Origin of the sequence: Bacillus nitratireducens (genome assembly GCF_001884135.1) — a bacterium.
In the GTDB taxonomy this organism is placed as follows: Bacteria; Bacillota; Bacilli; order Bacillales; family Bacillaceae_G; genus Bacillus_A; species Bacillus_A nitratireducens.
Window position 1 is genome coordinate 25,418 of sequence record NZ_MAOC01000069.1, and the last position, 22,174, is coordinate 47,591.

23 protein-coding genes and 1 riboswitch are annotated in these 22,174 nt (G+C 35.7%); of the genes, 7 read left to right on the top strand and 16 right to left on the bottom strand.

All coding sequences use genetic code 11. The features are described 5' to 3' along the window. Positions 1–25: 25 nt before the first annotated feature. The 6 genes from BAU23_RS18030 to BAU23_RS18055 form a co-directional block, all read right to left on the bottom strand. On the bottom strand, positions 26–850 hold the full coding sequence (locus tag BAU23_RS18030) for a DUF2785 domain-containing protein (protein WP_071734929.1): 825 nt from the start codon (positions 848–850) through the stop codon (positions 26–28). 277 nt (positions 851–1,127) lie between these two features. After that, positions 1,128–1,670, bottom strand: a complete 543-nt coding sequence (locus BAU23_RS18035; RefSeq protein WP_000358203.1) for a GrpB family protein — start codon at positions 1,668–1,670, stop codon at positions 1,128–1,130. Between the two features lie 43 nt (positions 1,671–1,713). Beyond that, a complete protein-coding gene (locus BAU23_RS18040; RefSeq protein ID WP_071734930.1) occupies positions 1,714–2,382 on the bottom strand; it encodes a nucleoside/nucleotide kinase family protein in 669 nt (222 codons plus the stop codon). Between the two features lie 122 nt (positions 2,383–2,504). Then, on the bottom strand, positions 2,505–3,248 hold the full coding sequence (locus BAU23_RS18045) for a metallophosphoesterase family protein (RefSeq protein WP_000357663.1): 744 nt from the start codon (positions 3,246–3,248) through the stop codon (positions 2,505–2,507). A 13-nt stretch (positions 3,249–3,261) separates the two neighbouring features. Continuing rightward, positions 3,262–4,200, bottom strand: coding sequence for an aminoglycoside phosphotransferase family protein (locus BAU23_RS18050; RefSeq protein WP_000391245.1), 939 nt, complete (start codon positions 4,198–4,200; stop codon positions 3,262–3,264). An 11-nt stretch (positions 4,201–4,211) separates the two neighbouring features. Further along, the gene (locus BAU23_RS18055; RefSeq protein ID WP_016129796.1) at positions 4,212–5,012 is read right to left on the bottom strand and encodes a VOC family protein; all 801 of its coding nucleotides are present in this window, start codon (positions 5,010–5,012) and stop codon (positions 4,212–4,214) included. 98 nt (positions 5,013–5,110) lie between these two features. Between BAU23_RS18055 and BAU23_RS18060 the strand changes: the two genes are divergently transcribed. Beyond that, on the top strand, positions 5,111–6,121 hold the full coding sequence (locus BAU23_RS18060) for a sulfite exporter TauE/SafE family protein (RefSeq protein WP_002076481.1): 1,011 nt from the start codon (positions 5,111–5,113) through the stop codon (positions 6,119–6,121). A gap of 40 nt (positions 6,122–6,161) precedes the next feature. Here BAU23_RS18060 and BAU23_RS18065 read toward each other — a convergent pair whose 3' ends face one another. After that, positions 6,162–6,611 (bottom strand): GNAT family N-acetyltransferase, encoded by a 450-nt coding sequence (locus BAU23_RS18065; protein WP_071734931.1) that lies wholly within the window; start codon positions 6,609–6,611, stop codon positions 6,162–6,164. Positions 6,612–6,995: 384 nt separating this feature from the next. Beyond that, positions 6,996–7,188, top strand: a riboswitch (Lysine riboswitch). 112 nt (positions 7,189–7,300) lie between these two features. On the opposite strand from BAU23_RS18065, the gene BAU23_RS18070 reads away from it, so the two are divergent. From BAU23_RS18070 to BAU23_RS18080, 3 genes are all read left to right on the top strand, one after another. Then, positions 7,301–8,767 (top strand): amino acid permease, encoded by a 1,467-nt coding sequence (locus BAU23_RS18070; protein WP_001083392.1) that lies wholly within the window; start codon positions 7,301–7,303, stop codon positions 8,765–8,767. Between the two features lie 119 nt (positions 8,768–8,886). Next, positions 8,887–9,192, top strand: a complete 306-nt coding sequence (locus BAU23_RS18075; RefSeq protein ID WP_001026200.1) for an iron-sulfur cluster biosynthesis family protein — start codon at positions 8,887–8,889, stop codon at positions 9,190–9,192. 33 nt (positions 9,193–9,225) lie between these two features. Continuing rightward, complete coding sequence (locus tag BAU23_RS18080; RefSeq protein ID WP_000521701.1) at positions 9,226–9,996, top strand: DNA alkylation repair protein; 771 nt, start codon at positions 9,226–9,228, stop codon at positions 9,994–9,996. Between the two features lie 63 nt (positions 9,997–10,059). On the opposite strand, the gene BAU23_RS18085 is transcribed toward BAU23_RS18080, so the two are convergent. Next, positions 10,060–10,551: a DUF2716 domain-containing protein gene (locus BAU23_RS18085; protein ID WP_000800541.1), complete on the bottom strand. Its 492-nt coding sequence runs from the start codon at positions 10,549–10,551 to the stop codon at positions 10,060–10,062. Between the two features lie 194 nt (positions 10,552–10,745). Between BAU23_RS18085 and BAU23_RS18090 the strand changes: the two genes are divergently transcribed. Next, positions 10,746–11,510, top strand: coding sequence for a class I SAM-dependent methyltransferase (locus tag BAU23_RS18090; RefSeq protein WP_000817555.1), 765 nt, complete (start codon positions 10,746–10,748; stop codon positions 11,508–11,510). Between the two features lie 82 nt (positions 11,511–11,592). Here the strand turns inward: BAU23_RS18090 and BAU23_RS18095 are convergent, their stop codons facing one another. Next, complete coding sequence (locus BAU23_RS18095; protein ID WP_000280171.1) at positions 11,593–12,117, bottom strand: NUDIX hydrolase; 525 nt, start codon at positions 12,115–12,117, stop codon at positions 11,593–11,595. Between the two features lie 187 nt (positions 12,118–12,304). Between BAU23_RS18095 and BAU23_RS18100 the strand changes: the two genes are divergently transcribed. Next, positions 12,305–12,928, top strand: coding sequence for a cephalosporin hydroxylase family protein (locus BAU23_RS18100; RefSeq protein WP_071734932.1), 624 nt, complete (start codon positions 12,305–12,307; stop codon positions 12,926–12,928). 35 nt (positions 12,929–12,963) lie between these two features. Here BAU23_RS18100 and lepB read toward each other — a convergent pair whose 3' ends face one another. The 3 genes from lepB to BAU23_RS18115 form a co-directional block, all read right to left on the bottom strand. Next, positions 12,964–13,485, bottom strand: a complete 522-nt coding sequence (gene lepB, locus BAU23_RS18105) for a signal peptidase I (protein ID WP_000656819.1) — start codon at positions 13,483–13,485, stop codon at positions 12,964–12,966. Positions 13,486–13,596: 111 nt separating this feature from the next. Further along, positions 13,597–15,735 (bottom strand): peptidoglycan D,D-transpeptidase FtsI family protein, encoded by a 2,139-nt coding sequence (locus BAU23_RS18110; RefSeq protein WP_001249178.1) that lies wholly within the window; start codon positions 15,733–15,735, stop codon positions 13,597–13,599. 213 nt (positions 15,736–15,948) lie between these two features. Next, complete coding sequence (locus BAU23_RS18115) at positions 15,949–16,644, bottom strand: NAD-dependent protein deacylase (RefSeq protein WP_071734933.1); 696 nt, start codon at positions 16,642–16,644, stop codon at positions 15,949–15,951. A gap of 286 nt (positions 16,645–16,930) precedes the next feature. Here BAU23_RS18115 and BAU23_RS18120 point away from each other — a divergent pair, with 286 nt between their 5' ends. Then, a complete protein-coding gene (locus BAU23_RS18120; RefSeq protein ID WP_000660283.1) occupies positions 16,931–18,418 on the top strand; it encodes a peptide MFS transporter in 1,488 nt (495 codons plus the stop codon). 493 nt (positions 18,419–18,911) lie between these two features. Here the strand turns inward: BAU23_RS18120 and pcp are convergent, their stop codons facing one another. The 4 genes from pcp to pxpA form a co-directional block, all read right to left on the bottom strand. After that, the gene (gene pcp, locus BAU23_RS18125; RefSeq protein ID WP_000859723.1) at positions 18,912–19,559 is read right to left on the bottom strand and encodes a pyroglutamyl-peptidase I; all 648 of its coding nucleotides are present in this window, start codon (positions 19,557–19,559) and stop codon (positions 18,912–18,914) included. A 16-nt stretch (positions 19,560–19,575) separates the two neighbouring features. Further along, complete coding sequence (locus tag BAU23_RS18130) at positions 19,576–20,538, bottom strand: DUF979 domain-containing protein (protein ID WP_001021645.1); 963 nt, start codon at positions 20,536–20,538, stop codon at positions 19,576–19,578. Position 20,539: 1 nt separating this feature from the next. Next, on the bottom strand, positions 20,540–21,235 hold the full coding sequence (locus BAU23_RS18135; RefSeq protein ID WP_000593391.1) for a DUF969 domain-containing protein: 696 nt from the start codon (positions 21,233–21,235) through the stop codon (positions 20,540–20,542). A gap of 173 nt (positions 21,236–21,408) precedes the next feature. Continuing rightward, positions 21,409–22,170, bottom strand: a complete 762-nt coding sequence (pxpA, locus tag BAU23_RS18140; protein ID WP_016129802.1) for a 5-oxoprolinase subunit PxpA — start codon at positions 22,168–22,170, stop codon at positions 21,409–21,411. Between the last annotated feature and the right edge of the window lie 4 nt (positions 22,171–22,174).

Here is a 22,174-nt window from a genome sequence, read left to right on the forward strand (position 1 = left end):
AAAATTTCCAATTCAAATGCTTTTTTTAATACCTACGCAAATCCTTCAAAGTCTCCAATATATCATCTGTAAAGGCTGTACTACCCTCTGTCTCTAAAACTCTGAAATATAAACTTCTTAAGAAGGCTCTAATATTTTGTACTAAAATATCATACTGAGGATGCGGGATGTCTTCAACAATTGCTATACTATGTAACCAGTTGCCCCACTCTTCTTCAGTTAAAAGATTTTGGTTTCGTAACGACATAATTGGCGCTACTAATCTCTCATCCTCAAAATGTATGTATACGTAATCATTCAATCGAATCTTCTGACGAACAGCAGCTAATATTGCATATGAAAACTCACGATTTTGTATTGTACGTGCTAACGCATCTAGTGCATCAGCCGCATGAGCCGTAGAATGTGCCCAACCTTTTCCTTCTACGTAACCTCTTACATCTTCTTCTAAATAGACATATTCCAGAACTTGTTCTGCTACACTGTACAGTTGTTCTTCAGATAACAACGGTTCTCTTTCATGAACAGATAAAATAAGTGGCGGAATTAATACGGAGAATGCACGTTTAAATACAGAATCAGTTCCCTTTTCACCAATTTTATAAAATAAATAATCAGGACTAATCGCTTGTAACATTAATCCTCGTAATTCTTTTTGTCTAAATACATCATTTGTAATCCATGTGTGAAGCGTACTATATATCAAATCATCACGTAATTCAGCATCAGGTGATCCGATATAATCTAGCATCCACTGTGCATATGGATATGCGTCTACGTCTTCTGGCACAGCATAATTATTATTTTTAATTTGTAGTAGTTCTTCTTTTAATTCTAGTACTTCTGTCATTATATTCCCTGTCCCCTTTTTACGTTTTTTAACTTATTTTCGCCTTATCCCCTGTAATTTCCCTCATAAAATCAAGTCAACTTTTAATATAGCTTTAGTCCCTATCTTTCTATGAACTTGATTCAATTATATAAAATTTCTCCCGAGAAATAAAAGGAAATACATTGGAACACCAAAGCTTCTCACTTTGTTTACATGCATTTCATGTAAGTTTAGGTTATAAAATAAAGTATGTTTTTTCATTCATATTCAAACGTAGTTACAATCAAAATTCGAATTATTTTAGAACTTGTTTAATAAATTTTGCTTTAGCTTTTGTGTATGCTTCTCTATCTTGGTTAAACCTTTTAGCTAACTCTTGCTTTAAATTTGAATAATCATAAACTAATTGTGGATTTTCTCGTAAGCGGTTACGAAATAAAAGTTGTTGCTCCCATCGCTCAGTTCCTTTAACCATCAAATGCAGATGAGCTACACGCCTATTACTCTTCACTTTCACAAAGAACCTTCTCCAAGGTCTTTCATCTAATTCCGGGCCTACATAATGCCAATCATATATAGCCAATTTTGCTGAAATATCTAGTACTCTATCAAATGAGTCTGTTTCAGCCATTAGATCAATGATAGGTTTTGCAGATAAACCAGGTATGGATGTACTGCCTATATGTATTACTTTGCTAATACCGAGAGGAGTAAGTAGTTCATAAAGTTGCTGTTCTTCACATCGGCCTTTATCTTGCCAATCAGGATTCGCATTAACTATCTCTACTGACTCATTCGCCCATACAGGCCAATCGTTCGGATTATCTTTTTTATCCACCCAACACATCCCCTTTCACGAACTATTTGCTATATAAACGATTTTAAATTCCTTTAAATACAACTACCGGATCATCAAAATTACTATTCTGAAATATAACATTCGCACATTCTTTCGGATTATGCTCATCTATATACATCTTACAAGCCGCATGATATCTGTTTATAAACATTTTCTCTGCTTCTTCATAACTTCCAAAAGCTTTAGTCTCCCGATTTGCACCACGTTTTCTCGCAATCTCAAAATCTGTATCTACGAAAATTTTATAATCAAATAGATACTCAATTTCTTTTTTCAATAAAAATGTTCCATCTACTATTAGCACCATATTTGGCGGTGCCACTAGCGGCGTATTATATACAGGGATGTCCGTTATTAAGTTATGAGAAATCGTTTCATAGTGCAAATTCCCGTTAGGTCCTAAAGGCTTTAATAGCCTTTCTTTGAAAGCTGTATAATCGTGTGCATCTTCATAATACCCTCTTGCTGATTCTTTGCCTTGTGTATAGCGAATCACTCTCGGGTTATGAAAATCATCAATGCTTGCGCGTGTTGCTTGTACTCCTCGTTTTATCATTTCCTCTGCCAGTTCATTTGCAAATGTTGTCTTTCCTGAAGCTGTTATACCACTTACTCCAACTCTTATTGGATGGGTTAAGTTTAATTTAAAAATATGATCTACAATGTTTTTAATACGTTGTTTTCGGAGCATGACATTCCCTCCTGTAATTCTGTTTACATAATAAAATTATAATAAATAAACTTCATCAATGTTTGTTGGTAAGTCGATATTTTGAAAAATCATTGATATATTTTTATTGAATTATATTTTCCTTACTTCCCCTTAAACCCTCGATACAAAGCAGTCCGTAATTCTTGCTTGTATTCCTCGATTTCTGGCATATCGAGTTCTTCCGCTAATCGAATTGCTAATTCAATATCATACGGTACACGTACGAGTTGAATAGAAAAACTCGCTGCTTCTTTTTCATTGTAAGTTCCTTCGAAAATTAAATAGGAAGCTTGTGTAATTTCAAGAGGATTTCCTACGCTACCAGCATTACATAACGTTTTCCCTCTAAAATTTTGCACATACGCCTGGTGAACGTCACCGTAGCAAACGACATCTGGTTTTCTTTCCCCTTCTATATTCTCTGTGAGCTCACTATTTTCGAACATACTAATACGCTCTTCTCTTGTTGCATGTGGTTGAATTCTTTCATATAAACTTCTTGGTGAAGCGTGGAACATACGAATGAGTTTGCCGCTCATAAAAAATTCGATTGAAAATGGTAAGCTTCTTAAATACTCATTTTGTTCTTCTGACAATTGTTTTTGATGCCATTTTAACGATTCAAATTCAGTCGGTTTTGTAATGAAATCATCCCAGTTCCCCATAACAACTCCTTCACACTCTTTACGAATGATTTCAATTACTTCGCTAGAATGAGGACCCTTTCCTACTAAATCTCCAAGACAAATAATGCGCTCGATTCCTCTTAATTTAATATCTTTCAGCACAGATTCTAATGCCGGAATATTACCATGAACATCTGAAATTACCGCTATTTTATCCAAATGAACCCCTCCATTATCTATTGTTTATTATATCCACATGATGTGATTGATACCATTTCGGAATATAGGATGAAAAATGATTATGATCTTCTAAAATTCTGTTTAATCTCTCTTTCATATCATCTACTAAATGTGGCGTGCTTCGGTTTGTCCATACGATATCCGCTGGGAATGTCATTGCTGCATATAATGAATACAGTTTCCAAAAATGAAGTGAAGGTTCACCTCCGCAATAACCGTGAACTTGACCAACCGCAAATGGTTTGCTTATTCTTGTAGTAAAAATCGCTACGTTATAAAAATCGTGTATTGGATCGCCAAAATCATATCCACCAAAATCGATAACGATAAACTCCTTATTGTGAATCATACTATTTGCTGGGTGGTAATCATCGTGTAAAAATGTGATAGGACGATTTTTCAATAAGTCTTTATGATCCTCTACAAAGGTTGATACTGGCTTCATATCGAGAAAGTCTACCTCAAAGTCTGCTAATGCTTTCAAGTATCTCTCATACTTGTTCCACCGAAACGTTTCCCACGAACCAATGACATTCTCTTTTTCTATTGCATGAATTCTCTTTAAAACTTCTCCAGCTCTTTTCCCCGCAGCATACTGCTCTTTCACCGATAACTTACCTAAACTCTCTTCTCCATTTACACCGTTAATCCATTCAAATATTTGAACGCATTTATTTAATTCTTCGAGTCTTATGAAATGAATTAATTTTGGCGTCGGGATATGTAATGACTCCAACTGTTTCATATACGTATATTCTTCTTGTTTTCGTTCAAAATTAGCAGAATCACACACTTTGACAAAATACGTTTCTCGATTCTCTAATTCAACTTTATATTTCTCTTCATGTGAAAACCCTTTTGTAATAGATGTACATTTCACAATACGAGGACACTCTATTTTTCTCTCTATCTCTCTTAAAATTTCTTCCACAAAGTTCACCTCTATTCATATATGTACAAACTACCTAGCACTTCATGCTCTCGTTTATTTTCACCTTTAAACTCCACTGCAAATGGATATTCGCCATGATGATTCAAACGTTCTAGTACTAGCCCTTCTCCAATTGGTTCACAAAACTGCACATGAATGTCACCAAACGATACACTTTGACATTCCGCATTCCATTCTTCATTTTTTACGACTGAGCTTGCAGTTAGCTCCATTACTTTTTTCCATTTCCGCACTGTTTCTCGAACGCTTTTCACCGCATAATGAATCGTTTCAATTTCTTGTACTTTGTTTTTATGTTCAGTGATTGTTCCTATGTTACATAAATCGTTTCTTCTTTCTTCATCCGTTTCATTCCACTGTATAAAGAAAGGTAATTTCGGTCCACTTTCTTCCTGCTTTACAAATAACATTTTCCATTCTAAAAGACGGCCATCTTTTCTCACACGTTTCCCTTCGAATGGTCCAATCGTTTGTAAGCCATGTTTGCTTAAATTCACTGCTAGTTCTTCAATTTCATTTGTTCGAATTGCGATTTGTAGCATCCCTTCTCCATTTTGCAATTTAACAACCGTTTCCTGCACTAATGGATTTTCTGCTTCTTTCGCTTTTTCTTCATGCTGAACTGCTAAAAATTCTATATATGATAAATCAAAATAACATAAACTATTCCAAGTACCCCAGTTCGTATGCTCTCCGCCTAGTGCAGTATGAAATCCAAGCTCCTGCATTTGTTTTGCCGCTTCCTCTGGTGTACCATGCACTGCATGAACAAGATGGTCAAATGCTAACATATTCTTTCTCCCCTTTCTCTCCATCCTTTTATTGTATATTTTATTTTTCTTTCATTCAATTCAAAAACTTTAAAACCTAGTTGATTTATACGATTAATATGTATTATAATAAAACAAATTTAATTATTGCTGATTGGAAAAACCAAAGGCACTTTTCTCATACGGGAAAAGTGTCTTTTTCATTTATTATTACAGGGGGATTATTTATGCAGAAATTAATTGTCTTTGCTATTATCGGATTTTTCGCTCAATTGATCGATGGTGCACTTGGTATGGCGTACGGGGTAACGTCTACCTCACTATTATTAATGTTTGGTATCGCACCAGCCGTTGCATCGGCATCAGTTCATTTAGCTGAAGTTGTTACAACTGCCGCTTCTGGTGCATCTCACATCAAATTTGGAAACGTTGATAAATATACAGTTTCTAGGCTTACATTACCAGGAGCAATTGGCGCATTTATTGGGGCATGTTTTTTAAGCAATTTACCTGGTGATGTAATTAAACCGTACATTTCCATATTTTTATTTACTTTAGGGGTTTATATTTTATTACGATTCCTCATTCAAAAACAAATTGTTGCTTCAAATAAACGTATGTCTGCAAAACAACTTGTACCACTTGGCTTATTCGCTGGATTCGTCGATTCAACTGGTGGTGGTGGCTGGGGGCCGATTACGACACCTGTTCTTCTTGCAAGAGGAAATGAAGCTAGAAAAGTTATTGGATCTGTAGATACGAGTGAATTTCCTGTTTCACTCGCTGCAACGATTGGCTTTTTCATTTCACTTGGCTGGGAACAAGTAAGCTGGGTTTGGGTATTTTCTCTCATGCTCGGTGGTATCGTTGCGGCACCAATCGCTGCATGGCTAGTACGCATCGTTCCTTCTCATTTACTTGGCGTATTAGTTGGTGGCCTTATAATCTTTACAAACATTCGTACACTACTTACTACATTTAAAGTGGATCCAACTATTATTTCACTATCTTACGTTGCAGTTGGTCTTGTCGTTATTATTTCTATTTTCATTGCTGTTCGTAATCATTCCAATCGTTCTAACGAATCGACAGCTGGCTATCCGAAAGATCAAAAACAAATGCTACCATAATTAATAATAATACCGCCCGATTTACTTCGAGCGGTATCTTTTATTTATCTATTTTCCAATTGATCATCGTTTCAGTACTATTTACTCTTTTCATATGTAATTTCTCTAATACACGAATGGAGCTATAGTTATCAAGGAGTGTCTCTGCTGTAATCGTTTCCACTTCGCCTGTTTGAAAAGCCCATTTCATTAATTCACTAACTGCTTCTGTTGCATAACCTTTATTCCAATATTTCTCAATAAATCCGTAACCAATTTCTACCGTATGTTCCTCGTTTGGTTTCCCTTTAAATCCTATATCACCTAGAACTACGTCATCCTCTTCTCGAATAACATACCACGGTCCCCACGGTAATGAAGCCGCATCTCGTTTCACATTTTCTATATATCCTACCATATGCGGACCACTATTGTATCCTTGATTATCCGCAATTTGAATCCATTCTTCTGTACACGGTACTATATGTAATCTTTCCGTTTCTAATTTCATAATGATATCCCCTTTTCAATTAAACAATACCTCAATTTTATCAGAAATAAAAAGAATATTCATTCTATTTATCGGATTTATACTTATTATTTGAATCGAATTTAAGGAATAATCCCCTTCTGATAGTTATGTCGAATTATATTTTCTGAATTTTCTTTTAATTTTAAAGGGTTTTTCATTATTTTTTGCGAAACATTTGTATAACAATTTTTTCTTTGCTTATTGCTACATAATAGTAGGTTCGGGTGGAGTTATGCAAGCGTTTCCTATACAATAACCGATATTTTTTGACTTTTCCTAACAAAATTCCTTGCAATATATTCAGAAAGTCATTACAATTGCCATATATTAAATATCTTAGCAATATATAAATCCTCATCAATCCGATGAGGTAGAGGTTGCGACTTTTAAAAGTAAAATGGACGAGACACAGAGAATGTCACTGACTCCGTTTGAAAGGAAAAGTTGCCGAAGTTTATATTTCTTCTCTGGAAATATGAGCTGGGGCTGTCTCCGAAAGGAACAGAACTGTCACGTTTACAAAATTACCGTGTAAACGTGGGGTGCTATCTTAACGGAAGGGTATGATGGGGTGGTTATTTGTGAAACGTTCCGCCTAATTACTTTGGCGGTTTTTTGTATTTTTCTCCCCCGCTCCTTCCTAACCTACAAGAAAAGGAGTGTTGAACATGAATAGCGCAACAAATCAATCTACCTCTAAAACGCAAACTACACAAGGACAAGGTGAATTAAAACGCGGATTAAAATCTCGTCACCTTACGATGATTTCTCTCGGTGGTACAATCGGTACCGGATTATTTCTTGCCAGTGGTGGTGTTATCCATTCAGCTGGTCCTGGCGGTGCATTAGTCGCATATGCCGCAATTGGAATTATGGTTTATTTTTTAATGACAAGCTTAGCAGAACTCGCAGCTTACATGCCTGTTACTGGATCTTTTAGCACTTATGCAACAAAATTTGTTGATCCATCACTTGGTTTTGCACTTGGATGGAATTATTGGTATAACTGGGCGATTACGATCGCTGCTGAACTAGCGGCCGTAACATTAATTATGAAATTTTGGTTCCCAGATACCCCTTCTCTTATTTGGAGTGGACTTTGTTTAGCTATTATTTTTCTCTTAAACTATTTATCTGTTAAAGGTTTTGGTGAATCTGAATATTGGTTCGCACTTATTAAAGTCGTTACTATTATTATCTTTTTAATTGTCGGTTTTATGATGATTTTTGGAATTATGGGCGGTGAAGCTGTTGGTTTTAAAAACTTCACTGTTGCAGATGCACCATTTAATGGCGGCATCATGGCAATTATCGGTGTATTTATGGCAGCTGGTTTCTCATTCCAAGGAACTGAATTATTAGGAGTGGCTGCTGGTGAAACTGCTGATCCAGAACGCAATATTCCGAAAGCAATTCGTTCTATCTTTTGGCGCATTATATTATTCTACATTTTAGCAATTCTTGTTATCGGTTTATTAATTCCTTATACGACTGATAGCCTTGCAGCAAGTGATGTTACAGTAAGTCCATTTACACTAGTATTTGAAAAAGCGGGCGTTGCCTTCGCTGCTTCTGTTATGAACGCTGTTATTTTAACTGCAGTTCTATCTGCTGGTAACTCTGGAATGTACGCATCAACTCGTATGCTTTGGGATTTAGCTCGTCAAGGAAAAGCACCAAAGTTCTTAGGCAAATTAGATAGCCGCGGTGTACCTGTTAACGCATTAATCGCAACATCAGTAGTTGGTAGCGTCGCTTTCATCGCTTCTTTATACGGTGACGGTGTTGTATACATTTGGTTATTAAATGCTTCTGGAATGTCAGGGTTTATTGCTTGGGTAGGAATTGCTATTAGTCATTACCGTTTCCGAAAAGCTTATGTTGCACAAGGAAAAGATTTAAAAGATTTACCGTATAGAGCAAAATGGTTCCCGTTCGGTCCAATCTTTGCATTTACACTTTGTGTTATCGTTATTTTAGGACAAAACTACGGCGCATTTATGGGAGCATCTATCGATTGGAACGGTGTACTCGTTTCTTATATCGGTTTACCACTCTTCTTAGTACTATGGTTAGGATATAAATTTACTAAGAAAACGAAAGTAATTCCACTTGATAAATGTGAACTAAAATAGAGTATAGCAAAACGAGCAAACAAATTTGTTTGCTCGTTTTTTTATTACAATCCCATTTACTTCCCTATTTCTTATCTTTTTGCAATAATAAAGTAAATACACTTAAAGGTTGGGATCACATGAACATTCGTATTACTGATGAAGCAAAAGTTGCTATACATAGATTAGAACGTGAAGACAAAAAGATTATTCGCATTAGAGGGACAATGACAAACTCTTGTAGCATTTTCGTTGATGTCGATTTAATTTGGGATACATATCATGCAGATGATGTTGTATATGAAGATGCGGAGCTTATCGTACAAATGGATTCATTTACGAAAGACTACACTGGTGATACCGTGAAACTTGATTATAAAACGACAGGTTTTAGTATTACGACTCCTAGTGAGACTTTGGTGTATGGATTGTCGATTAAAAAATAAACTTTGTTTTTATCCGACCAATGGGGTGAAAAAATGGGCAAATATGTTCCACTAAAATTTTTATTCAACGAAGAATTAGCAGAAAAAATGGCTGATTCTATTTGTAAACACGATCCTAATTTCTCTAAAATAAACTTTGTATCTTCCGTAACATATAAAGTTGAAAATTTAGAGTTAAAGCAACGTATAGAAGCCATAGCAGATGAATTACACAATGCATTACAAAAAGATTTTAATGAAGCAATACATATATTACTGAAAACATTGGGACCAGAAAATACAACAGAAGTAGGCACATTTACAAACGGATATATGTACATGCCTATCGCAAAATACGTTGAAAAATATGGGCTTAACGATTTTGAATCCTCTTTCAACGCAATGTATGAAATAACAAAAAGGAATACTGCTGAATATGCCATTCGGCCTTTTCTTGAAAAATATCATGAAGACACACTAGACATATTACAACAGTGGATTCATGACGAAAACAGCCACATTAGGAGATTAGTTTCAGAGGGTACTAGACCTAGACTTCCTTGGGCTAAAAAAATAGGAGCTCTGAAAGGTGACTTTAGAAATAATTTAAAGCTACTTGAGCTATTAATGAATGACCCTTCTAAATATGTCCAAAAATCAGTAGCCAATCATATTAACGATATTACAAAAGAAGATAAAGAACTCGTTTTTCAATGGTTACAACAATTACGTGATAAACAGCTTCCTGTTAACCCTTGGATTATAAAACATGGGTTAAGAACGGTGATAAAAAATGGTACTTTACCAAAAGATTTTTCTTTTTAAGTATTTTAAACAAAACGCTTATGCTTCAAAAATGAAGTATAAGCGTTTTTTCTCTTTAAAACATTAGCCCTGCCTTAAAATATTTTGAAACATTTCTGGCTTACTTTGTTCAAAGCTCTCTATTAATTCTTTTCCAAATATCGTTATACTCTTCTCCCAAGGATGGCCTAAATACCCCCACTTATAGTCCTTTTGAATAAAGAAATTGTAATCTCCATTTGGAAAAATCGGGATTGTCCACTCATCAAATTCATTTCTTTCAAACTCTATGTGTGGATTCACCCAGTAACACTCATGTTGCCAATCAAGTACCATAATATATTCATTCGCTGCTGTATTTTCTTTAAAAACTAGTAATGCTTTTTCTTCCAAATCATCATATACATTTAAATCTATCGATTCTCCAAAGTAATGAGAAATATCATATGTAACAAAAGGACTTGGCACTTTAAATGATGGGAATATAGAAATACTTGGTGAAAACTCAAAATCACTATATACCCTATCCCATATTTGATCGCTCTCTTTGTCTGTAAACTTCATCCAATTTTTCATTAAACAACTGCCTTCCCTTATAATTTCAAAGGATTTTCACTTAATTATCCCGAATATACAAATAACCATTCTCACAAGGAGCGAATTTCTATGAATCTATTCGAACACGAAACGTAAAACCGCTTCACCTTAATAAGAGGTCCTCCCTTTTTTCTCATCATATCACTCACTTTAAAAAATAGGAGGACATAATTATGAAACGTGATCCATTATTTTTAACTTTTTTAGAAAGTGCTAATACAAATTTTAGTGGCTGGGATTTTTCTTTCATTTCAGAAACTGGCCGTATGAATAGCGAGCCTTTATCATGGTCGTACGGTAGCACAGCCTTCCAGCTTATGCAGCATGCAGAATCAATGCTAGATATGGGAACTGGCGGCGGAGAGTTTTTATCTATGTTACAACCGTTCCCGTCAACTATTTATGCGACTGAAGGCTACGCTCCGAATGTACCAATTGCACGAAAGAAATTAGAACCTTTAGGAGTTACAATCGTAGAAGTTACGGATGATACTGCTTTACCATTTCAAGATAGTCAGTTTGATTTAATTGTCAATCAACATGAATCCTTTTCTGCTTCTGAGGTGAAAAGAATTCTTTCCACCAATGGAACATTTCTTACTCAACAAGTTGGCGGTCTTGATTGTGCGGAGCTTAATGAGCAGTTTGGCACACCGCTGAATAGCGAATTTTCAAGTTGGTCACTCAAAATGGCATGTAATGAACTAAAGGAGAATGGATTTACTATTTTAGAAGCGAAGGAAGAATTCCCCCTTCAGCGTTTTTATGATGTCGGTGCTGTTGTCTATTACTTAAAAGCAATTCCGTGGCAAATTCCTGATTTTATAGTAGATTGCTATACCGAGGAATTGTATCGTATACATGAAATTATCTTACAAAAAGGATATTTCGATGTGAAGCAACACCGCTTTATTATTAAAGCAAATTATGTAGAGTAAAATTTGAATTAGCATTCCCTACAAAAAAGCCAAGTCCCAATAAAGGACTTGGCTTTTCCTTAGTATTTTAACGCTTCTTATCTTATTGAGAAATGAGATATTTTTCATATCGTTTTTTCGTATCATCTTCTGTCAAAAGTGTAGTTGTGTAATCAATAATATTCCGGTTATCATATGTGAATGTATGCTCTAAATTGTTTTCTTCTTTTAATACTCTCGGTAAATATCTTTGCAAATTGCTAACTACACCTCTATTATCACCATCTAATATCCAATCAATTGACTTCCATTCTAATATACCTTCATCTGTGCTTACTGGCGTATCAATATGTACTCCATCTGGTAAATCAGTTAGGAATACATACATTCCCTCACTACCCAAAGGTTCGTCTTTAACTTGAAACATAACATTCCCTTTATACGTTACACTTGGAAGCTCTATTCCCGTTTCCTCAAACGTTTCTCTAATAACTCCTTCGTATGGCGTTTCATACTCTTCTATTTTCCCTCCGACACCATTCCACATTCCCATTGTCGGCTTTTTGTTTCTATTTAATAGCAGTATATTATCTCCTTTTCTAATGAAGCAAATTGTGTACTTATACATACGATCATTTCATTTCCTTTCATTTACATCTTCTTTTGTAAGTAATTCATTTTCCACATGTGTTATTTTGCTTATTTTCACGTGAAAACAATCGCCTTATAATCCCTTACCACATAATATATAGTACAACTTTCATACGTAAACTCTTTACGTATGAAAGAATCCTTTTTAGAAAGGAGAATTCAAAATCGATAACATTAGTAGCGAATTTCTAAAACAATATTACGACAGCAACGTTTGGCTACATGGTACACACTGGTTCGGGGTTCCAATCTGCAAACTTCCTTCTGATCTTTTTTTGTACCAAGAGATCATTCACGAATTAAAACCCGATTTAATTATTGAATGTGGAACCTTCTATGGTGGTAGCGCACTGTATTTAGCTTCTATGTTAGATTTAATTGGAAAAGGTCATGTACTTACTATCGATATAACTCCGCAACCAAATCGGCCATCACATAATCGGATTACGTATTTAACAGCCTCTTCTGTTTCTGTACAGGCGGTCCAAACAATATTAAGTATGCGCAAACCTGATGATGTGATTTTAGTTATTTTAGATTCTGATCATAGTAAAGAGCATGTATCGAAAGAACTCTTACTTTATAAATCTATTGTCACCACTGATAGTTACATTATTGTAGAAGATACAAGTATTAACGGAAATCCTCTCCTTCCTAATTGGGGCCCTGGCCCAATGGAAGCTGTAGAAGAGTTTTTAACTAAAAATAGTAATTTCATAATCGATGAATCTAAGCATAAGTTTTTCATCTCATTTAATCCAAAAGGTTTTTTAAAGAAGATAAAGTGAAACTTTAATAAGTGGGGGCTTTGTCCATCCCCCACTTATTCTATGATCTTCATTTTCGAAAAAGGATAGTACACAAATTCCACTTTTCCTATTATATTATCTTCTTCAATATAACCTAAACCATTTCGACTATCCTTACTTTGTTCACGATTGTCTCCCATTACAAATAACTTATTTGGCGGAATCTTTGTCTTTTGAAAATTGTAAAACACTTGTGTATTATTATATAAATCTTTATTTATATAAGGTTCATTTTGCTTTTTGTCATTTACGTATACAGTTCCATTCGTTATGTTAATTATGTCACCAGGAAGTCCTATTACGCGTTTCACATAATATTTCGACTCATCCTCTTCCTTAATAATGACGATTTCTCCGTGCTGTAAGCTAGAAAAATGTACAGCAGCTTTATTTACAAATACGTAGTCTTCTTCATGTAAAGTCGGCTGCATCGATTTTCCTTCCACCTTACATAAAGTAAAAGACTGGTACGTTACTACCATGACAAATATAAATAGTATGTATTTTCCCCAACCTCTCTTAATCTCCTCTTTCATATCCATTCCCACCTTATCAAAACACTTTTCAACTCAAAAATATATCACTGCACCTGTTCATTTGCGCAGTGATATACTACAATTTGAAGTTTTTTACTGTGCCTTATTCGGCTATTGTGCTACTGGGACTGGACTTGCACCCGATCTCTGCGTTTTCAAATCAAAATATGCATCCAAAATCTCTTTACCAATTGTAGAATTAATACCTGATTTATCATTATTTACCCATGGCACAACAACAGAAAAAGCGACTTCCGGATCAGCGTCATATGGCGCATACCCGGCGAGAGTTAAATTATAACATTTTTTTCGATAGTTGTTTTCATCTCTTCCAATATCACTCTCTCCACCGTACACTGTCTCTGCTGTTCCTGTTTTTCCAGCCGGTTTATAAGGTAGTCCTTTAAAAGTTCCAGTACCGGTCCCATCTGCCTCTTGGAAAACCCTTCTAAATCCTTCTTTCACATGATTTATATATGAAAGGTCCATATCCACTCGATTTAACACGACTGGTTCCATCGATTGTATAACTTTTCCCACTTCCTCGGGTCTATTTGGTTGCTCTCTAATTTCTTGTACAATTTGTGGTTTCATTCGGTAACCGCCATTTGCAATCGTTGAAATATATTGAGCAAGCTGCAGTGGCGTATATGTATCATATTGTCCAATCGCGTAATCAAGTAAAAAACCAGGTATAGTATCGGTTCTACCCATTTGACCCATCGATTCATTTGGCAAGTCAATGCCAGTAGACACACCTAAACCAAATTGTCTAAAGTAATAGCGCATTTTATTGAATGTTTCTTGTTTAATATCTAACGGGTTGTTTGGTACATAATCAATACCTGCCATTTTTAAAGCTGTATTGAACATATATACGTTCGATGAAACTTGCAAAGCTCTTAAATCATCAATATCTCCAAAGTCTTTCCAAGATTTCTTCGGCTTCGAACTTCCTTTAAAGTACATTGGCGCATCAAAGAAATGCGTAAATGGCTTAATCGCTCCTGCTTGATATCCAGCTAATACCGTAGCTCCTTTCACCGTCGATCCTAACTCATACGAGCTTATCATCGTTCCTAAAGCGTAGTCTTCTATTTGCATCCCGCCGTCTTTATTTACAATTTTCTTTCCTGCTAATGATAGAATTTGACCATTTTTCGGATTCATCATAACGACGAATGCACGATCCATCATCGGTTCAGAAGAATGGAATGCCCTTAAATTCCTTTCAAGACTTTCCTCCACCTTTTTCTGTAAATCCATATCAACTGTTAACATTAAATTATTTCCACTTTTTCCTTGTGTCACTTTTTCAGTCCGAATAATATTTCCAGCTCTATCAGTAATATTTTTGGACTGTTCTTTCATTCCATGTAACACATCTTCGTATTGTTTTTCGATGTAACTCTTACCGATACGATCATTTCGGTTATAATCTCGTACTAAATAGTAGTCTAATTGTTCCCTTGGTAATCCTTCATTCTCACTCGAAACACTACCAAGTACGGAACGTAGTATTTTGTCATTTGGGTATTCACGCTCCCAATCCACAGTCGTATCTACGCCTGGCAAAATCGATAGTCTTTCACTCACTACTGCATATTCATTTTGACTTACATCTTTTTTGACGATTTGTGGCGTCATTTTATATCCCGCATTCATTTTGCTTTTAATTGCTAGTACTTCTATATCCTCTTTCGAAAGCTCGTTTAGTTCTTCCTGTGTAATTCTTTCTCGTCTCAACTCTTCTACTTTTTTGTCTAATTCTTTTCCTTCGATTTCCTGTTTCCTAAATTTACTCTCATCTTCTTTCGTTACTTTTGTTGCTGCACGTTTTTCGTTTAACTGCATCCAAAAATCTTTTTTATCTGTCTCTGTTAACTTGTCCATTTCTTCTTGCGGCATTTCGATTAGCTTTGCTAAATTTCTTGCCACTATTAAAACCTCTTTTGAGTCCACTCCTTTCATCTTCGTATATGTAACAGTTCGTAACGGTTTATTATTTACAATAACTTTCCCTTCCCGGTCAAACATCTTCCCTCTCGGAACTGGAGTACTCACCGTTACATCTTCCTTTTTATTCACTTCATTTCGATACGTTTCTCCGTCAATAATTTGTACTTTACCTAATTGAATAATAATAGCTGAAAATAAAAGAAAAACGATAAAAAATAGTACATTTAACCGAAAAGGAATATGAGTCTTTTTCTTTTTCGACTGTTTCTGCTTCTCCTTTTTCTGTCTCATTTTGCTCCCTCGCTTCATTCTTTTAACATTTCTGCGCAAAAATCATTATGTATTAAATTTATTTATATGATATATATAGAATTTTATATTAGTTACAAAAGAAAGAAAAGATTTAATTTTCAGTTTTTGTATTTTACAACCTATTTATTACCATTCCCCTTAATACGTAATAACATGAATATAATGCATACAAAAAACTGAGGTGGACATCAGTCACCTCAGTTTCTTTACGAAAACAAAATCAAAATTATATTCTTGCCCTGTTAGTTCTTCATTTACTAAAATGGTTGTTGCTCCCACTTCCCTCTTTGCAATTTCTGGGAATGAAGCGACATGCTGTACTTTCAGTGACGTTCCCATTACGAGAAGTACATCTGTTTCATATAAACGTTTGATCGCATTTTGATATTGAGGTAACGTATCTCCGTATAAAACAACATCTGGATTTAGAATGAAATTACATTTTTCACAACGCGGCACTTCATGATCAATCATATATTGTAAATCATATCCCGTTTTACACTTCGGACAATGCGCAGTTTGAAGTGTTCCATGTAAATCAATTACATGTTTACTTCCACCTACTTGATGCAAACCATCAATATTTTGCGTTAATATCGTTATGTCTTTCCCTCGTTCTTCTAGCTCAGCTAAAAAACGATGCCCACGATTTGGTTTATATTGATGAAACGTATTAATTTGAAATATTTCTTTATAATGCTTCCAAAATTCTTTCGGACTTCGGTTATAGTATCCTCTTGATAAGTACATCTCCACATTCGCATCAGCATACAATCCATTTGCTGAACGAAAATCTGGGATACCACTTTCTGTGCTTGCACCAGCACCTGTTAACACCGTAATTTTCTTTGCTTTTTCTAATATCGAACGTACTTCTTCAAATTGCACAAAAATCACCTATATATATATTGCTATACTTATTATACCAGTTGTTTACAGAAGGTGTTGTATAATTCATTTTACTTACTTCATTGCATGAATTAAACCCAAACTTTTTGAGCGTAATTAAAGTTTCAAAGATAACTACTGTTCAATTAAAATAAAGTTATCATTTAGAAAGCAGCCAGAAGGCTGCTTTTCTTCATCGGTAGGCTTAGATAGTTATGGACTACTGGAAGCCCCTTAAGTTATACTTGTATAATATCAAAAATTAACAAGGGGTAATATTAACATTATGAAAGAAAAAAACGAACTTGTTCAAAGTATTCCTCAAACAGGATTTTTTGGGCATCCAAAAGGATTATTCTCTTTATTCTTCACTGAGTTTTGGGAAAGGTTTTCTCATTACGGAATGAGAGCTATTTTACTGTATTATATGTACTATTCGGTCGCAAAAGGTGGATTAGGCATTGATCAATCTACCGCAACCTCGATAATGGCAATTTACGGTTCCTTACTGTTCATGTCTAGTATTATCGGTGGATGGATATCGGATCGTTTATTTGGTCCAAGTAAAACCGTATTCTTTGGTGGCGTTTTAATTATGATTGGCCATCTTATTTTAGCTTTACCGGGTAGTAAAAGTGCGTTATTTATCTCTATGGTCTTCTTAGTTCTAGGAACAGGGTTGTTAAAGCCTAACATATCGAACATCGTAGGAAGTTTATACAGTGAGACAGATGCGCGTCGTGACTCAGGGTTCAGTATATTCTACATGGGTATTAACTTAGGTGCCTTACTTGCACCTTTAGTTGTCGGAACATTAGGTCAGCAATATAATTTCCACCTTGGTTTTGGAGTTGCGGCAATTGGTATGGCAATTGGGTTAGGGGTATTTGTTGGAACAAAACAGAAAAACCTTGGTCTAGTCGGTACGCAAGTACCTAATCCATTATCAGATTCGGAAAGAAAAAAGACTATTAAGTATTTCAGTGTTGGTCTGGTTGTATTAACATTGCTAGGTGTGGTTACAATTCCAACTGGGTTGTTAACTATAAATCGTTTTACATTCCTGATTAGTATCTTAGGGATTGTTATTCCAGCCTATTATTTCATTTATATGTATCGTAGTCCTAAAACAACAAAAGTAGAGCAATCTCGTCTTCTTGCGTATATACCACTCTTTATTGCAGCTACAATATTTTGGTCTATACAAGAACAAGGTGCTATTATCTTAGCGACATACGCGGATCAACGAACTCAATTACAGTTCAATGGAATTACATTGCATTCCGCTTGGTTCCAATCATTAAGTCCAATCTTTATCGTAACGCTTGCCCCGATTTTTGCATGGGTTTGGATAAAGTTAGGCAAGAAGCAGCCTTCAACGGCAAAAAAATTCGCTATTGGATTGCTATTTGCAGGTTTATCATTCTTAGTTATGATTATTCCGGCTTTAATCAACGGTACTCACTCTTTAGTGAATCCTATGTGGTTAGTCCTTAGCTTCTTTTTAATTGTAATTGGAGAAGTTTGTTTATCTCCTTCAGGGTTATCAATAACGACGAAGCTGGCTCCAGCTGCTTTCTCTTCGCAAACCATGAGCTTATGGTTCTTATCAACTGCGTCTGCGCAAGCAATAAATGCCCAAGTTGTTAAACTGTATAATCCTGCAACAGAAGCAATTTACTTTGGTGTTATTGGTGCTATCTCCATTTTAGTTAGCATCCTGCTGTTTACATTATCATCAAAAATCCAAAATTTCATGAAGGGACTTCAATAACGGTCTCTTATTGAAATGAACAAATACAAGTTTCTATGTGAAGAGTAGCCAAGCGGGTTACTCTTTTTTGTAAAAGTTAGATAAATATTGCATTCTTACCGTACTTATATTTAAATTTATCAGTTTTGAAAAATCATAGTACAATTAACAATTCTGCTGATTATCTCTTACCCAGTTATACTTTACTAATGGCAAAAATTCACTCTGTTTGTTTTACATAAAAATGGTGTGATATTTTTTATCACACCATTTTAAAATCATTACTTTGTATGTCTTTGAGTTTATCAGAACTTAACTGTTTATCCATTCATATAGACGAAAATTCTACATCATTAAGAAACTATCTAAAAAGTTTCCTTTTATTCGGAACAATTCCATATTTGTTAGAATACTCCCATTGCAACCTTTCCCTTTATATTCTATACTGCGTCTTCAATTACAAAATACAAACACACAAAAAGGGCTGCATCAGCCCTCTTTAATCTACTATTATTTAATGCGTCGTACCCCCAATTTCCACAATATCCACCTCAACTTCCATCGCTACCTCAATTGCCAATTCTATACCTTTACTAATAGTAGAAAGTGACATACTCGGTTGACCTGGATAGTTGCTCGCTTGCTCTGGTAAGAACGGAATATGAACAAATCCGCCTTTTATTTTCTTATCATTCTTCTCTAGTTCGTGCATGAGTCCATAGAATAAATGATTACAAACAAATGTACCTGCCGTTTGTGAAACAGACGACGGTATACCTTCTTCACGAAGTTTTTTCACAATTGCTTTCATCGGAAGTGTAGACCAATACGCAATAGGTCCTTCTTCTACAACCGGCATATCCACCGGCTGATTTCCTTCATTATCAGCAATTCTTGCATCGTCAACGTTAATTGCTACACGTTCTATCGTAATATCTGATCTGCCCCCAGCTTGTCCAATACATATAATAATGTCGGGCGACAGCTCTTCTATATATGCTTTTAATACTTGTATCGATTTATGAAATACCGTCGGAACTTGCTTACTTATAATCTTGTACTCTCCAATTGTTTTTTCATGTAAACTTTTTGCTACTTCCCAAGCTGGGTTGATGCTTTCTCCGCCGAACGGATCAAATCCTGTTAATAATACTGTTTTCATAGTTTCACTCTCCTAATTAGAAACGATATACGAGGCCGTACATAATAAACATATTGATAATGAAAATGGAAAGAGCAATTGGTACTTGCGCTTTAATGACTGCATTTTTATCTTTCAGTTCTAAAAGCATCGCAGGTACGATATTAAAGTTTGCCGCCATTGGAGTAAGCAGCGTTCCGCAATATCCAGCAAACATACCTAGTGCTGCCATAATTGCTGGGTTTCCTCCGTGCATTTGTACAATTAAAGGTAAGCCGATTCCGCCAGTGATTACAGCAAATGCTGCGAATGCATTCCCCATTACGACTGTAAATAGCATCATTCCTAAACAATACGCCATAACAGCAACGAATGGATACTCTGTCGGTAACACTTGTCCGACTAGATCCGAAACGACTTGTCCTACGCCAGACTTCGCGAAAATACCGCCAAGTGCTGCTAACATTTGTGGTAAAATAACTGCCCACCCGACAGCCTGTAGTAACCTACTTCCTTCTTGAACAGGCGTTGTTATTTTCGCTTTTGTAATACGCATCGCCGCAATGAATGCGAGTAATGCCCCTAACGCTAATGCTACTAATGTTACTTTATCAGGATCAACAAGTGCGACATTTCCCCATTTGATTTTTCCTAACGTTAACGTTCCGATAATTGTAAAAATAGGTATTAATATTGCAGGCATAAAAATTTTATTTTTTAATTTCTCAGCATGTTTCACACGTTCTTGTACTGGTACTTCTTTCTCCTCGGATTTTGTTACTTTATTCAATGAAGCTAACACGACCATAGCGAGCACAATACAACCAACGTAAAACGAAGGTATTACATTTCCGAATATGAATGTAACTGCAAACAATGCCCAAAATAGGCTAGAACCAAATCGGTTTGGATGTTCACGATCAAATGCAATACGAACGGCAATAAATGCAACGATTATACCTAATACATAATAAATTGTATCCATTGTTATGATGTTCATCTTATATAGCCTCCTTCTCTTGTTTTTCTTCTGCTTTCATTGTTTTCTCTATATACTTATCAAACCTTCTAAACCTGATCCAGCTCACAATAAGGGCAGATATCGCAGTTGGAATTCCCCAAAGCGCCATATCCCATACACCGACATGCATACCTACTGAATCGAAGAATCCTTTCATTAATAAAATGGCTCCAGTTGCGATGAAAATATCTTCTCCGAAAAACCAAGCTGTATTTTCCGCGGCTGCTGCGTTTGCTTTAATCTTTTCTCTCAATTTTTCAGGGAGTTTACCATATTTACCTTGCGCAGCTCCTTCTGCCATTGGCGCAACAAGTGGTCTTACTGTTTGCGCATGCCCACCAATATTCAGTCCAAGTGCTGCTGATGATTCTCTTATCGTAAAATATGACATTAATACTCTTCCAGTTGTTGCGCCTTTCGATTTCGTTATAAGCGCTTCTGCCCTTTCTTTTAAACCATAACGCTCTAAAATTCCGATTACCGGTAAAGTTAATATGATTGGCATAGACATATATCTGTTTTCTATGAAAAATTTACCGAACATGCTGATTACATCATAAAAACTTAAGCCTGAAACCATACCAGTAACAATACCTGCAACCATTACTACTAACAGTGTATTTAATCTAAATAAAAACCCAACTGCAACAAGTAGTATCCCAATTAATTTAATCATTTCCAGCACTTCCCCTCATTTTTTATCCCGCATTAACGGGCAGTAAAACTCCCACCTCAAAATTCGGCTGGGGCAAAGAAATTTAGATGGGAGTCGGGCTGCCCGTAAACGCCCGATTGGTACGGGCTAATAATCAGTGGGGGATGAACCTCCCCACTGATTAAAGTTTCACTTTATTTCGGTGCATTTATAGAAACACCGTTAAGTTCGAATGTTCTGTATATTTTCTCCGCAAATTGGACTGCTTTCTCCCCATCACCGTGTAAACATATCGTTTGCGCCTGAACTGCTACTTTTCCTCCATTAACAGCTTCTACATACCCTTCCTTTACCATTTGAAGCACTTGTTTTATCGCTTCATCTTCATTTTTTATAAGAGCATTTTCTTCTGTACGGCTCGTTAACGTTCCATCCTGCTTATACGTACGATCAGCAAAAGCTTCTTGTACGAGAGTTATATTATATTTTTCTGCTGCCTTTATAAACGCCTCACTATTCGCTAATCCGTAAAGTAATAATCTAGGGTTAATATGATAAATTGCCTTTGCGATTGCATCTGCAATTTCTGAATTAGTTGCCGCCATATTATATAAGGCACCGTGCGGTTTTACATGCTGCATTTTCCCTCCAGCAGCTTTAACAAATCCTTCTAATGCGCCAATTTGATATAAAACATAATCGTATACTTCACTTGCTGAAACATGCATGTTCCTTCTTCCAAATCCAATTAAATCAGGAAATCCAGGGTGTGCCCCTATTGCTACATTTTGCTGCAGGGCTTTTTCAACCGTTTGCCTCATAACGGACGGATCACCCGCATGAAAACCACAAGCAACGTTTATAGAGGAAACGAACGGAAGAATTTCATCATCATTCCCCATTTTATAAGCTCCAAAACTTTCTCCTAAATCACAGTTTAAATCGATCGTAGTCACGATG